Source organism: Exiguobacterium sp. s143 (assembly GCF_018618895.1).
Classification (GTDB): domain Bacteria; phylum Bacillota; class Bacilli; order Exiguobacteriales; family Exiguobacteriaceae; genus Exiguobacterium_A; species Exiguobacterium_A abrahamii.
In genome coordinates, this window is the sequence record NZ_JACSMX010000002.1 from 386,112 (window position 1) to 401,123 (window position 15,012).

Below are 15,012 nucleotides of genomic sequence, written 5' to 3' on the forward strand. Positions count from 1 at the left end.
CATTAGATGATAATAGATGAGGAGGAAACAATCTTGAACGAAGGGCAACTTATTGCTAGGAGGATTTATGAATATGAAACACTGGATGACTGAGAAATTGGGCAGACAGTTGATGGCGATTTTTTATAGTGTCTTTGCACTAAGTGTCATCACATCGGTTGCCAGTTATTTATACGTGGATAATGCAGACGGTCGGACGAAGGAGCAAGTACTTGACCAGTTACAAAAGACACAATGGTTCTGGTTCTTGAACTTGATGATTTTTTTATTTTGTCTATTGTTCATCGTCCGTCCCTTAATTCATCGTGTGACGTCACAACTCCGCGAATTGAACGTCAAGAGTCGTCGCCTTGCAGAAGGCAAGTCGATTTCGCTCGAACATGATGTCGACAGCCATAATGAAGTCGGTCAATTGACTGCATCGTTTTACCAGATGGCACGGTCGATCTCATCACAACATGCGGAATTGTCAACAAAGAATCAAGAAATGGAACACAATCAGGAAGTATTGAAGCAAAAACAGAATGAGCTTGAGCGTGCTCTTGAAGTGACGCGGACGAATGAACTCCATTTGCAGGATCGGAATGAACTGATCGAAACGCTTGCTTCAAAGGAGAGTTTATTCGATTACTCGTCTGTCATCAGTACGATTGTCCGGTTGACGAAGACAGAGTTCGGTGCATTGTTATTGATTAAGAATAATGAAATCGCGCAAGTCGTTCCAAAAGAAATGACAGAAGAACAACAAGAGAGTTTAAAGACGGAGTCGTTACTACTAAAGCGAGTCATGATTTCAAAGGAAACCGCACATTCCTCAAAAAAGGTTGCGAACGACGATCTGATCAAGTATCCGTATCATGTCTATGAAGGTGTCATTCCGATCATGGATCCGGCAAAAGAAGAATTGATTGCTTGTCTTTATCTAGCACGGTTTGACGCACCATTCAACCAACAGGATTTAGCGGAACTGGAATCGTTCTCAAAACAGATTGCGATCTCATTGATGCGAATGTCACTCTACGAACAGATGGAATACGAACGAAAAGAGACGGCACAACTGCTGAATTCCGTTCGGGAAGCGATTCTCTACATCAAACACGAAGAGAAGACGATCTTAGGAAATCAGGCGTTATTCGATATCTTCCAGTCGTTACAAGTCGAAGAAGACAACGATTCGATGACCTTCCTCGAAGTCCGACCGGAAACGATGTTCGAGCAGATGGACCAAAAGGAAGCGTTTGAAGCATACTTTGAAGAAGTCTTATCGGGTGAGATTCCGGAGGGCATGTTCTCCTTGTCGATCGACCAAGGGGAATACTTCATTCAAGTCTATGCCGAAGCCATTGCGCACGGGGGACATTCAAAAGGAACGATTCTCGTCTTCCGTGACGTCACGGCTGAGACAGAAGTCGACCGCGTGAAGTCGGAACTCGTCTCAACGGTCTCGCATGAACTTCGAACACCGCTCTCTTCGATTTATGGCTTTACGGAGCTCATGTTGAAACGGGATTTGGATCCTGAGCGGAACAAGCGATACTTGCAGACGATTCACGATGAATCAAAGCGTCTGACCGATCTCGTCAGCGACTTCTTGAACGTTCAGCGGATGGAGTCAGGAAAGCAAGAGTATGACAAACAAATCTTTGACCTGAAAGAAATCGTCAAGGAACAAATTCAGTTTTATCAAGCAGCGACGGAGCAACACAGTCTGAAACTTGATTTGAATGATGAACAGGACTTCATGGTCGAGGCAGATGCGAACAGCATAAAACAGTTACTCGGTAATCTCTTGAATAACGCGGTGAAGTACTCACCGGACGGCGGGGATGTCGTCGTCACGATGACTCACCAACACAATCAAATCGAACTCAGCGTTCGCGATTTCGGGATCGGGATTCCGAGTCACTCGATGCCGCATCTATTCAGTAAGTTTTACCGGGTCGACAACTCAGACAGCCGAAAGATTGGCGGGACAGGTCTTGGATTATCGATCTGTAAGGAAATCGTTCGCGCACATGATGGCAATATCGAAGTCGAATCGATCCTTGGAGAAGGAACGGTCTTCCGGGTCAAGTTGCCGAGTGCGACAGACGCGTTACTCGAAGCAGAATGAAGAGACGAAGAAGAGGCGATATCATGCGCCTCTTCTTTTTTGTCGTGCCTCGTGTGAGATTCGTCCAAATTCCTGAGTTTGGCTAAAACGAGTAAGATGCAGACATTTGAACGATAAATCGAACAGATTGATGACAGAACGACTGAAACAGTTGAAAAAATCGTAAGTTGTGCAGGGATTGCGAACGTTTCTGAACTCTCGCTATAGTGATTACAAAAAAACGTGGGAGGAAGAAGAATCATGGAGAGCTTAGAAGCGTTACTCACACCACCGCAAGATATCGAACAAGAGAATGCAAACATTGATGGCAAAACACCGCTAGCGAAATTACAGCGGATTGCTGGGGAAGCAGCGCGGCAGATGATGCGACAACATCTCGAAGCAGATGTCTTGCAGGCGCTTGACGACAACATCTTGTATATCCACGACGCCGATTATTACGTGACCGGGACGACGACTTGTGCCCAGATTCCGCTCGGTCAGCTACTCTCAAACGGATTTCAGACGACACACGGTTCAATTCGTCCAGCGCAAGACATCCGTTCGGCCCTTGCTCTTGCAGCAATCATCGTTCAGGCGAATCAAAACATGCAGCATGGTGGACAAGCCTTCGCAACCTTTGACGATGATGTAGCACCATTCGTCGAAAAGACCTACCAACGCGAATGGACCAAACTAAATGACCTCGTGCCGCATTGGAAGCGACGCAAGCGGGAGCGGCGCGCATGGCACGAGACGTATGAAAAGACGTTTCAGGCGTGCGAAGCGTTCATCCATAATACGAATTCGATGCATTCACGCGGTGGGGGACAGGTACCGTTTTTATCCGTCAATTATGGAACGAATACGACGCAGGCAGGGCGGCTCTTCCAGCGCGCCTTGCTGACAGCGACGGAACGCGGGTTAGGAAGAGGGGAGACGCCGATCTTTCCGATTCAAATCTTTAAAGTCAAACAAGGCATCAACCTGTCACCGACAGACCCGAACTACGATTTGTTTCAACTTGCCACCCGCGTGACAGGAAAACGACTGTTTCCGAACTTTGCGTTTCTTGATGCACCATTCAACCGTCAGGAGCAACCGGGGGGAGCCGAAGTCGCGTACATGGGATGCCGGACCCGTGTGTTTGAAGATCGTGGAGATATCCCGTCCGTCACAGGACGAGGGAACTTATCGTTTACGAGCATCAATCTTGTCCGTTTGGCACTCCAAAGTCAAACCGTCGATCAAATGTTCGAAGCCGTCCAAGAGACGACAAGACTTGCATGCCGGCAACTCATTGCGCGTTATGAGTTCCAGGCAAGTCGAACGGCTGACGCGTTTCCATTTTTATATCAACATGTCTGGAAAGACGGTGAGACGCTAAAAAGTACGGATCAGGTGGGTCCGGTCCTCAAGCATGGGACGTTAGCGGTCGGCTTCATCGGTCTCGCTGAATGTTTGACCGTCCTGACGGGGAGTCATCATGGGTATTCCGAACTGGCGCACCGGATTGGTCTTGCCTTGATTCAAGCGATGCGAACGGTCGTCGACAACTATAGCGAGATGACGGGATTGAACTTTAGTTTGCTGGCAACTCCAGCTGAAGGGTTGTCGGGTAAGTTCACACGTCGTGATGCCAGTGACTTCGGTGAAATCAAAGGAGTGACCGATCAGCCGTATTACACGAATTCCTTTCATATCCCTGTCGACGCGCCCGTGACGATCCGTGAGAAGATTCAACTCGAAGCTCCGTTTCATGCATTATGTAATGGTGGACATATCACCTATGTTGAGACAGATGGCGCCCTTGCCGGAAATCCGCAAGCGATTGAAGACATCGTTCGTTTAATGGCGGAAGCTGGAATCGGCTATGGATCAATCAATCATCCTGTCGATCGTTGTCTTGATTGCCGAACGGAGCAGACGATTGAGGATCAGTGTCCGGTTTGCGGGAGTAAGTCCATCGAACGGATTCGACGGATTACAGGATATCTCGTCGGTACGCTGGACCGCTGGAATGAAGCCAAACGGGCTGAAGAGAAAAATCGGGTGAAGCACGATGCTACGCGTTCTTTCCCTTCTTCCTGACTCCGTCGTCGACGGTCCCGGTTTGCGAACGGTCCTGTTTCTTGCCGGTTGTCCACACCACTGTATCGGCTGTCATAATCCATCCTCCTGGGACCCGACAGGTGGAGTGGAGTGGACGATTGAAGAAACAGTAGAACGGATTCAGGCGATCGGAAATCGTCGTTTGACATTGTCCGGCGGGGAGCCGATGCTTCAAGTGGCAGCACTTGTGCAACTACTTGAACGACTTGGACCAGACTATGACGTCATTTTATATACTGGTTATGTACTAGAGGAAATCTTAAGACGTCAACGATGGCATCCACTAATACTGCGACTAGACGGACTCATCGATGGTCCGTTCATCCTGTCGAAACTCGACCGAACGACACATTTTCGGGGCAGCACGAATCAACGAATTTATGATCGACAGCAGTTGCAAAAAAGAGTGTTACACGAAAACAAAAACTCCCCCGTCTGAATAGACAGGGGAGAATCAGGTCATGCGTATTTTTGTTCTTGATCGACGGATTCGACGACTGCGAGTGTCGTCGTCCGTCGTTTTTTGATGAAGAACGATAAAATCAGTGCCGCGAGTGCAAGTAACGTTGCGATGAAGAACGTATCGTTGATTCCTTCGATCATCGCCTGCATTTGCAACCATTCCGGATTAGCGGCTTCAGGTTGTGAAGCGAGTTCCGGAACGTGATGTTTCGTCCGCGACGTCATGATCGTCACGAGAAGACCTGAACCGATCGCACCCGATACTTGTGACAACGTATTGTTCAATGCCGTACCGTGTGGCGTCAAGTGTTGCGGAATATGGTTCAACCCGTTCGTCATGACGGGCATCATGACCATCGAGATTCCAAGGAAACGTAGCGTATACATGATGACGAGGAACGCGTATGACGTATCCGCCGCTAATTGACTAAACGAGAACGTCGTTAAGACCGTCAGTGATAAGCCGATGATCGCAAGGATCCGAGCACCGAATCGGTCGAACAGACGACCTGTGATTGGTGACATGATCGCCATGACGATCGCACCCGGTAACATCAAGAGACCGGAGTGAAACGGTGAGATACCGCGAATCGTCTGGATATAGATCGGCATCAAGATCATTGCGGAGAACATCGACATGTTCAAGACCATCGAAATTCCTTGCGATAAGGCGAACATCGGATAACGGAAAATCCCGAACTCAAGCATCGGTTCTTCGAGCATGAATTGACGTATAATAAAGGAAGTCAGACTAATCACACCGATGATCAATGATCCGATGACCGTCCAAGATCCCCATCCGGCAGAACCAGCGGAACTAAATCCATACAGCAAACCACCGAAACCAAAGCTTGAGAGAACGAGTGAAAATAAATCGAGTTTGAGTGTGCTACGAACCGTCTCTTTCTTCAATAAGAAGGCACCCGTGAACAGTACGAGTAATGCGATCGGTGTAACGAGATGGAACAACATCCGCCATTCATAATGTTCAAGAATCCAGCCGGACAATGTAGGTCCGATGGCTGGGGCGAACGTGATGACAAGTCCGAAGATGCCCATTGCTTGTCCGCGTTTCTCGATCGGGAAACCGGTCAAAAGAACGTTCATTAATAGTGGCATCATGATCGCAGAACCAGATGCCTGCATCATCCGCGCACCGAGTAGAAGCGGGAAGACGTGTGCTTGTCCAGCGATGATTGTACCGAGTGAGAACAGCGTCATCGCCGTCAAGAACAGTTGACGTGTCGAGAACTTCTGGACAAGGAAGGCTGACGTCGGAATCATGATTCCGTTGACGAGCATATAGCCCGTCGTCAACCACTGGGCGGTGCTTGCCTGAATACCGAAGGATCCCATGATCGACGGTAAGGCGATATTAAGTAACGTTGAGTTCAGGACCGCAACGAACGCACCTGCCATAAGGACAGTTAAAATTAAATAAAGTCGTGATGATTGCTTGCTTGATTGCATTTCGTTATGCTCCTTTTGTACTACGAGTCTAAAATGTTAGACTTGAATTCTATGACTAACTTGGCTATCTTACCAGGCTAAGTCGAATGAATTCAAATTATTTGCTTCATACACTAAAATAAGTGATTGTTAAACCATTGCAATCATTTGAACAGAAAAGGACAAGACCATGAATCCAAAAAAGAAACAACTACTAGATGCTGCCTATCAGCTATTCGTCGAAAAAGGTTATCAATCGACGTCCATCCAGGACATTCTTGAGCACAGTAACGTTTCCAAGGGAACGTTCTATAACTACTTCTCCTCTAAAAATGAATTATTCATTGATGTATTTAATACCGTCTTTGAAAAGATGCGGACGGCACGCAAAGAAATTCTCGTCGGACGAGATGTTTCGGATTATGAGACGTTCATCCAACAAGGTAACTGTTACTTGGAACTGATGCAAAAATATAAATTGTATACGTTGTTCGAAGAGGCGATTGCTTCGAATGAAAAAGAACTGAAGACGTTCATGGAGAATAACCGTCTTCTCGAGATCGAATGGACGTTCGAACGATTACGTGATTTATTCGGTCAGACGAAGGAACCGTATCTTCTAGATTTAGCGGTCATTTATACAGGGATGTTGCAATATGCGATGTACTTCTTCCGTCAATCCGAACCGAACACACAACCGGAACGGGTCGTCCGTTACGTATTCAATCGATTGACGCATCTCGTCGAAGACGTCAGTCGGACAGAAGAACAGTTGATTCCCCCGCGTTTCCTATCCGTTTGGCTCGATCGTCCACAAGATGAAGTCGTCATTCGGAAGGATTTGTTCGAGAAGACGAGTGCGCATATGAAGCGCTTGATTACCTTGTCATCGATTTCCGATGAATCAAAGGAAGCCCATGAAGAGGTTCTTGATTTCATCTATGAAGAACTACTCGAACGTAAGAAACCGAAAATTCATCTTCTACGCCGTGCACTCGAGACGATGGACGAAGATCCGGTCTTTGCGGGTCAGGAAATCATGGCGACCTATAAGGCGATGGTCGATGAGATTGCCCGTGTGCGGACCAAAACTTCCTAAAAAGGTTGCTTTTTGAAACTAATCGGATTACACTGAGACCATTCATGTTAGAAAAGGGGTCTCAATCATCATATGTTTACTCAATGGAAAAAAGAGTGGTTCCTGCAACCAAAAGCGGATTTGCTATCCGGAATCGTCGTTGCCTTGGCACTCGTTCCGGAAGCAATCGCGTTTTCGCTGATCGCTGGCGTTAATCCGATGGTCGGTTTATACGCTTCCGTCATCATTGCGATCGTCATCTCGATTGCCGGCGGTCGTCCCGGAATGATTTCAGCTGCGACCGGTGCGATGGCACTCGTCGTCGTCCAGCTCGTCAAGGACCATGGTGTCGATTATTTACTAGCTGCCGGTATCCTTGCCGGAATTCTACAAATCGCGTTCGGATTTTTAGGAATTGCTAAGTTATTACGGTTCATTCCTCGATCCGTCATGGTCGGATTCGTCAATGCTTTAGCGATTTTGATTTTCTCGGCACAACTGCCGCAATTCGAAGGACAGAACTGGATCATGTACGCAATGGTCGCCGCATCACTCGCCATCATCTTGTTATTCCCACGCGTGACGAAAGCGATCCCGGCACCACTCGTTGCGATCACGATCATGACAGTGTTGACGGTCGTCTTCTCACTCGATACACGAGTCATCGGGGACATGGGGCAAATCGAAGCGGCGTTACCAAGCTTCTTCTTGCCGGATGTTCCGTTCTCGCTTGAGACGCTCCAAATCATCTTCCCGTATGCATTGTCACTTGCATTCGTCGGGTTGATCGAATCGTTGCTGACAGCACGAATTGTCGATGAGATGACGGATACGACGTCGAACAAAGCGATGGAATCACGCGGACAAGGAATTGCGAATATCATCGCAGGTGTGTTCGGTGGCATGCCGGGCTGTGCAATGATCGGTCAGTCGGTCATCAATGTCACGTCTGGTGGGCGTGGTCGCTTGTCGACGTTGACAGCAGGTGTGTTCCTGATGCTGTTGATGTTCACGATGAACGATCTATTGATGACGATTCCAATGGGAGCGCTCGTCGGTGTCATGTTCTTCGTCTCGTATGCGACGTTTGACTGGGGCTCATTTAAGATGCTCAAGACGTCACCGAAGAGTGATTCTGCTGTCATGCTCGCAACCGTTCTCGTCACCGTATTGACGAACGATTTATCAATGGGCGTTCTTGTCGGGATCTTACTTGCTGCGTTATTATTTGCGTCCAAAATTTCTCGTATTCAAGTCGAGCGCAAGGAGCAAACAGATCGAGTCCGTTATACGATTCGTGGACCGTTGTTCTTCGCATCGACGACAGCATTTGCAGAACAGTTTCAGCTCGAAACTGATCCATCATCCGTCATCACGCTTGATTTCTCAGCGTGTCACTTGTTTGATGATTCCGCTATCGAAGCAATCGAAAACGTCGTCTTGAAATACGAACGACTTGGCAAAAAAGTTGAACTCGTTGGATTGAACGAAGAGTCGCAAGCGCTCGTCGATCGATTAGCGCAGCGAATCGCATAAGGAAAAAGGAAGAGGATAGGAAGAAGCGGTCGACACGATGTCGACCGCTTTTTTTGTTTCCTTCAGATTGACGATGAGAAGTGCGTCCGTTGATTGGTTTCGCTATACTAAAAACAAAAGGGGGCAGTTAAGATGAAATGGTTTCGATTTGAGCAAGAAGGAAAAGTAGGGATCGGGGTTGAACGGGATGGTTCTACATATGATGTGACGGCACAAGTCTATACGGATTCATTGTTTGAAGTGATTTCACGTGAGTTCGATGTTGATCTTGATTTAGATATCGCGCCACTACTTAAAGGGGATGTTCGAAAACTGGCACCGTATATTCCGGCACGAAACGTCATCTGTGTCGGCAAGAACTACGCCGATCATATCAAGGAGATGGATACGGCGGGAGCGGGGAAATTCGTCTTGTTCACGAAAGCACCGACATCGATCGTTGGTCCGTTCGAATCGATTGAGCGGCATGCGGATTTGACACAGCAACTGGATTATGAAGGTGAACTCGCCATCATCATCGGCACGACGGGGCGTGATCTGACACCTGAGAATGCACTTGATCACGTGTTTGGCTACAGTATCGTCAATGATGTGACAGCGCGGGACTTACAAAAAGAACACGTCCAGTTCTTCCGTGGCAAATCACTCGATGGGTTCTGTCCGTTCGGACCGGTCATCGTCTCAGCGGACAGCTTTGATCCGCGTGACGTCCTTGTCGAGACGCGTGTGAACGGGGAACTCCGTCAATCGGGATCAACGGCCTTGATGTTGCGTGATGTCGTAACGATTTTAGTTGAAGTGTCACGCGGGATGACACTTGAAGCAGGGGACATCATTGCGACAGGCACTCCGGCTGGTGTGGGTCACGGCATGAAACTACCGGTCTACCTTCAGACAGGGGATGTCGTCGAAGTATCGATTGAAGGAATCGGTCGCTTGCAAAATGAAGTCCAGTGAACGAAGATGACTGAAATGACCGATTTTCATTCACCACTTTCCAAGTTGCTTTGGAAAGTGGTTTTTTATTTTGTGAAAATCATCAAAAATTTAAAAAATGATTGATTCTAACCAATAAAACAGTCATAAAATGACCGTTTTTGATGTATAATGAAACTATAAGAACGTTTTCATGTCGAAAAAAGTCGTATTTTGAACGTTTTATAAAGAATTTATATAAATTTTGAACGTTTTTGATTGATTTTTAGATGTAAACGCTTTATATTAAAGATGCGGAGGGAAACCTTATGTTAACCAAAAAACGCCATCAACTCATCCTTGAGCTTTTAGCCCGAGAAGAAGTCGTCAAGATGCAAAAGATCGTCGAACAAACCGGTGCGAGTGAATCCACGATTCGTCGGGATTTATCACAACTCGAGACAGCAGGTCATCTGCGTCGGGTGCACGGGGGAGCGACAGCGAACCATTTGCAAATTGAAGAACCGAGTTATTTCGAGAAGAGTGACCAACACGTCGAAGAGAAGGAACGGATCGCGCGAGCGGCTGCCGATCTGATCGAAGACGGGATGTATGTCTATCTCGATGCCGGAACGACGACGCTTGCCATCGTTCCGTATCTCGAAGAGAAGGCGATTACGGTCGTAACGAACAGTCTTCCTCTAGCGAACACGTTACTCTATCACCGTATCCCGACGTTCGTCGTCGGAGGGCAACTCAAGCATTCAACGCAAGCACTCGTCGGTTACAACGCACGTGAAGGAATGTTGATTTACCATTTTGATGTCGCGTTCCTTGGGATGAACGGTGTTCATCCGGCACAAGGCTTCACGACACCAGATCCGGAAGAGGCACTCGTAAAGAAGACAGCGATCGAATTAGCAAAACAATCGTATGTACTCGTCGATGAGACGAAGCTGGATGCGATCAGTTTCAGTCGTGTGGCGTCCTTGCAAGCGGCGACGATCATCACGACGACATCCAGTGAGCAAGAAGCGAAATACAGTCAATACACAGAGGTGGTGAACGCGAAATGATTTATACACTGACACTCAACCCATCAATCGACTATTATGTCACGTTACCGGTATTTGAGGCAGGACAAGTCAATCGTGTCGAACAGGCGGAAAAAGTGGCCGGAGGGAAAGGGATCAACGTCTCTCTCGTCCTAAAAAACTATGAGGTGGAAACACAAGCACTCGGATTTCTTGGAGGAAGTACCGGACAATTCATCCGGACGGAACTCGAGAAACGAGGCGTGTTGACGGACTTCACACCGATTCAAGATGAGACGCGGATCAACGTAAAGATTCGCGCCGATCAAGAATCTGAGTTGAATGCAGCGGGACCGAAGATTCAACCGGAAGAGCTGGAGCATTTATTATCCCGATTCAAGACGATGGAAGCCGGTGACATCGTCGTCTTCGCAGGTAGTATCCCAAGCAGTCTGCCGCATGATCTCTATCGTCATATCGCGACGATCCTGAATGAACGGAACGTCCGCTTCGCTGTCGATACGACGAAGGAAGCGATGCTTGAAGTCTTACCGCTCGGTCCATTTTTAATCAAGCCGAATCACCATGAACTCGGTGAAATCTTCGACGTCGAGATTACGTCGAAGGAGATGGCCGTTCCATACGCCCAGCAGCTCGTCGAGCGTGGTGCCGAGAACGTCGTCATCTCATTTGCAGGAGACGGAGCACTACTTGTCAATCGTCAAGGTGCCTATACGGCAAACACACCGGCAGGGAAGCTCGTCAATTCCGTCGGTGCCGGAGATTCACTCGTTGCTGGATTCGTCGCCAGCCACGCGCTCGGTAAATCACCAGAAGAAGCGTTCCGCTATGCGGTGACGACTGGTAGCGCGTCTGCTTATTCCTTTGGTCTTTGTACGAAGGAAGATATCGATCGTCTCATCAAAGACGTCAACGTCGTTGAACTCATTCAATCCTAAAAGGAGTGTGACTACTCATGAAAATTACTGATCTCTTGACACGTGATACGATTCAGCTCGATTTACAAGCGTCATCTAAAGCCGCTGTCATCGACGAACTCGTCAACGTCCTCGATCGGGCAGGAAAACTGAACGATCGCTCGGCATATAAAGAAGCGATTCTCGCACGGGAAGCGCAAAGTACGACAGGTTTAGGGGAAGGCATTGCCATTCCACACGCAAAAACAGCAGCAGTCAAAACACCAGCGATCGCTTTCGGTCGTTCGGCAGGTGTTGACTACGAAGCACTCGATGGTCAACCAAGTCGGTTGTTCTTCATGATCGCAGCGGGTGAGAACGCAGATAATGCGCACCTTGAAACACTTTCGAAGCTATCGGTTTATCTGATGGATATGAACTTCCGCGATACGATCCTTGCGGCTAAAACGAAAGACGAAGTCATCGCAGCAATCGAAGCGAAGGAACGTGAAGAAGAAGGTCCAGTTGACGTCTCAAGCGACAATGTTGACCAAGACGCACCGTATATCCTTGCTGTCACAGCTTGTCCGACAGGGATTGCACACACGTATATGGCGGCTGATGCCCTTCGCCAAAAAGCAGAAGAGATGGGTGTCCGCATCAAAGTCGAGACGAACGGCTCGACAGGCGTCAAGAACGGTTTGACACAACAAGACATCAACGATGCGACAGCGATCATCGTCGCTGCGGATAAAGCGGTTGAGATGGATCGCTTCAACGGGAAACACGTCGTTGAAGTACCGGTCGCACAAGGAATTCGTAAACCACAAGAATTAATCAACCGTGCCGTCAAACAGGACGCACCTGTTTATAAAGCGAGCGGTTCAAGCGAAAGTTCAAAACCAGCTCGTGGTGGATTCTACAAACACTTAATGAGTGGGGTATCCGCAATGTTGCCACTCGTCGTCGCTGGTGGTCTCTTGATCGCGATCAGCTTCTTCTGGGGAATCAACTCTGCGAACCCGGATGATCCGTCATACAACGAGTTCGCTGCTCAGTTAATGACGATCGGACAAGCCGCGTTCGGTCTCTTGATTCCGATTCTCGCTGGATTCATTGCGATGTCGATCGCTGATAAACCAGGTCTTGCTCCTGGTCTGATCGCTGGTTTCCTTGCAAGCAGTGGTAATGCTGGTTTCCTCGGTGGATTGATTGCCGGTTTCCTTGCTGGTTACGTTGTGCTCTTACTCGTTAAAGTCTTCAAAGGTCTCCCGGCAGCTCTTGAAGGAATCAAACCAGTCTTGCTCTATCCACTGTTTGGTTCATTCATCACAGGGATGATCATGTTACTCGTCATCAATGAGCCGATCGCGAAGTTCATGACATGGCTCACGGATTCACTGAACGGACTCAGTGGTGGGAACGCAATCCTCCTCGGTATGCTCGTCGCAGGTATGATGGCAATCGACATGGGTGGTCCGATCAACAAAACAGCATACGTTTTCGGTACAGCTGCTCTTACAGCAGGTAACACGGAAGTCATGGCAGCCGTCATGGCAGGTGGGATGGTTCCACCACTCATCGTGGCCTTCTCATCAACATTGTTCGCACGTAAGAAATTCACGCCGCAAGAACGTGAAGCAGGTATCGCTGCTTACGCAATGGGTGCATCGTTCGTCACAGAAGGTGCGATTCCATTCGCAGCAGCCGATCCACTCCGTGTCATTCCGTCAAGTGTCATTGGTTCAGCGATCGCTGGTGCGTTGACGATCGTCTTCGGCGTCTTGCTCCCGGCACCACACGGCGGTATCTTCGTCTTCCCGTTACTTGATGGTCCATCAGGTACGGTCATGGCGATCGTCGGTTACGCGGGTGCGATCCTCATCGGTTCACTCGTCGGTGCGGCAATCCTATCCTTCCTTAAAAAACCGCTTGTTGACCAATCGGTCGCGAAAGCGGAAATGACAGAAGGAACAGGTACGAAAGCATCATAATTCATCTAAATCCTCTCCGTTTTCAAGCGGAGGGGATTTTTTGTTGAATTTTGACGGCTAACGGTGAAGAATAGAGGGCATACTGAATAAGAAGGAGGGATGGACATGGGTGGACAATCCTTACAAATCGGACCACGGACCATCAAGACAGGTCTTGCGGTCATCTTGGCGCTGTTGATCAGTAATCTGTTCAACCTCAGCCCGATCCTGCCTGCAATCTCGGCAGCGACGACACTCCTGCCTTCGGTCTATCAGACATGGAAACAATTTCTCGAGGAAGCAGAAGCCAACTTGATTGGTGCCTTTTTGACTTTACTCGCACTTTGGATTTTAGGGGATAATCCAGCGAATCCGCTTGCGATCGGAATCGTCATCATGGCAGCGATCTCGATCTTGCTAGCCTTTGGTTTCGGGCGGACGATTCCACACGTCGTTTTGATGATCATCGTCATTCTCGAAAGTGTGGCGACAGCGACCGAGCCACTTTGGCAAGTCGTCTTGATCCGTTACTTGCTCGTCATGCTCGGGATCGGCTGTGCGCTTGGCATCAATGCGCTGATCTTCCCGCCGCGCTATGGCAATGTCTACTATCAAAAAGCGACGAAACTCTTCGAAAAGCTGCTCGTCGTCACGCGAGCGATTGCCTTCGAAGGAAAAGTTGCTCCATACCGGGCAGCGATTGATAAAATGTCAAATTCGCTCCTTGAGACACAAAACTTGTTCAACCTACACAAGGAAGAGATTCGAGGAACGCGTCAGAAGCACGCCTCGCTCTTACGGAACCTCTTGATTCTCAAACATATGCAATCGTGCCTCGAACGTGGTGTCGCGACGGCAGAGCGCTTCAGAGAGCGAGAGAAGGCCCTTGACTCGATTGCGGACGATCTTCGGAGTGAATTGTTTTATCACTTGATGCATATCGCACAGCGACAAGAGAAGGTCTTGCTGACATATGATCTCTTGTTGACGGAAGAACCACTCGCGATGGAGGATCTCGTCAAAGAGAACATCGCCTTCGTCAAGCACTCTTTCCTTGACCGCGATGAACTCGAGGAAGAAGTCATCATGGAAATCTTACCGATCGTCGTCTCGATGAATGAGTGGATCCAAGAGCTTGAAGCATTCGAAAAACGGCTCAACGGTGCGCTTCGTCGTCATATCACATCACTGACGATCGAACAAAAATCAGTCCGCGATAAAACATTTAATCGATTTAAACGTAAAAAAGCCATTGACGAAAGTAAAAAGTAAGCGTATAGTCCTCCTTAACGATACTTTACTTGCTAAAAGCATAACAGTATAACAGCATAACAGAACGAAAGATTAAGCGATGATGAAACCGAAGTAAAGACCATCTCCCTGTTTCAGAGAGCACGTGGCGCTGCGAACGTGTACACAGATGGTGTTGAATTACAGTTTCTGA

At 48.2% G+C, this 15,012-nt stretch carries 11 protein-coding genes and 1 other annotated feature (1 of these 12 cut by a window edge); of the genes, 10 read left to right on the top strand and 1 reads right to left on the bottom strand.

Annotated elements, in window-relative coordinates; genetic code table 11:
• Positions 1–73 precede the first annotated feature (73 nt).
• From KNQ03_RS10210 to KNQ03_RS10220, 3 genes are all read left to right on the top strand, one after another.
• Positions 74–2,113: an ATP-binding protein gene (locus KNQ03_RS10210; protein WP_214724535.1), complete on the top strand. Its 2,040-nt coding sequence runs from the start codon at positions 74–76 to the stop codon at positions 2,111–2,113.
• A 240-nt stretch (positions 2,114–2,353) separates the two neighbouring features.
• A complete protein-coding gene (locus tag KNQ03_RS10215) occupies positions 2,354–4,183 on the top strand; it encodes an anaerobic ribonucleoside triphosphate reductase (RefSeq protein WP_214724537.1) in 1,830 nt (609 codons plus the stop codon).
• Entirely contained in the window at positions 4,155–4,643 is a 489-nt protein-coding gene (locus tag KNQ03_RS10220) for a 4Fe-4S single cluster domain-containing protein (RefSeq protein ID WP_214724539.1), read from the top strand. Before KNQ03_RS10215 ends, KNQ03_RS10220 begins: the two co-directional genes overlap by 29 nt.
• A 20-nt stretch (positions 4,644–4,663) precedes the next feature.
• On the opposite strand, the gene KNQ03_RS10225 is transcribed toward KNQ03_RS10220, so the two are convergent.
• Complete coding sequence (locus KNQ03_RS10225) at positions 4,664–6,136, bottom strand: DHA2 family efflux MFS transporter permease subunit (RefSeq protein WP_029341214.1); 1,473 nt, start codon at positions 6,134–6,136, stop codon at positions 4,664–4,666.
• A 169-nt stretch (positions 6,137–6,305) separates the two neighbouring features.
• On the opposite strand from KNQ03_RS10225, the gene KNQ03_RS10230 reads away from it, so the two are divergent.
• From KNQ03_RS10230 to KNQ03_RS10260, 7 genes are all read left to right on the top strand, one after another.
• Positions 6,306–7,214 (top strand): TetR/AcrR family transcriptional regulator, encoded by a 909-nt coding sequence (locus KNQ03_RS10230; RefSeq protein ID WP_035398167.1) that lies wholly within the window; start codon positions 6,306–6,308, stop codon positions 7,212–7,214.
• Between the two features lie 72 nt (positions 7,215–7,286).
• Positions 7,287–8,729 (top strand): SulP family inorganic anion transporter, encoded by a 1,443-nt coding sequence (locus KNQ03_RS10235; RefSeq protein ID WP_149427029.1) that lies wholly within the window; start codon positions 7,287–7,289, stop codon positions 8,727–8,729.
• 132 nt (positions 8,730–8,861) lie between these two features.
• Entirely contained in the window at positions 8,862–9,686 is an 825-nt protein-coding gene (locus KNQ03_RS10240; RefSeq protein ID WP_214724542.1) for a fumarylacetoacetate hydrolase family protein, read from the top strand.
• A gap of 287 nt (positions 9,687–9,973) precedes the next feature.
• Positions 9,974–10,720: a DeoR/GlpR family DNA-binding transcription regulator gene (locus KNQ03_RS10245; protein WP_023467728.1), complete on the top strand. Its 747-nt coding sequence runs from the start codon at positions 9,974–9,976 to the stop codon at positions 10,718–10,720.
• Entirely contained in the window at positions 10,717–11,637 is a 921-nt protein-coding gene (gene pfkB / locus KNQ03_RS10250; RefSeq protein ID WP_149427031.1) for a 1-phosphofructokinase, read from the top strand. The genes KNQ03_RS10245 and pfkB overlap by 4 nt, the downstream gene beginning before the upstream one ends.
• 17 nt (positions 11,638–11,654) lie before the next feature.
• Positions 11,655–13,589 carry a PTS fructose transporter subunit IIABC gene (locus KNQ03_RS10255; protein ID WP_214724544.1) on the top strand — a complete coding sequence of 645 codons (1,935 nt, stop codon included), beginning with the start codon at positions 11,655–11,657 and terminating at the stop codon, positions 13,587–13,589.
• A gap of 105 nt (positions 13,590–13,694) precedes the next feature.
• Positions 13,695–14,840 (top strand): FUSC family protein, encoded by a 1,146-nt coding sequence (locus KNQ03_RS10260; RefSeq protein WP_023467731.1) that lies wholly within the window; start codon positions 13,695–13,697, stop codon positions 14,838–14,840.
• Positions 14,841–14,910: 70 nt separating this feature from the next.
• Positions 14,911–15,012: a binding site (T-box leader), on the top strand; it runs 103 nt beyond the window's last position.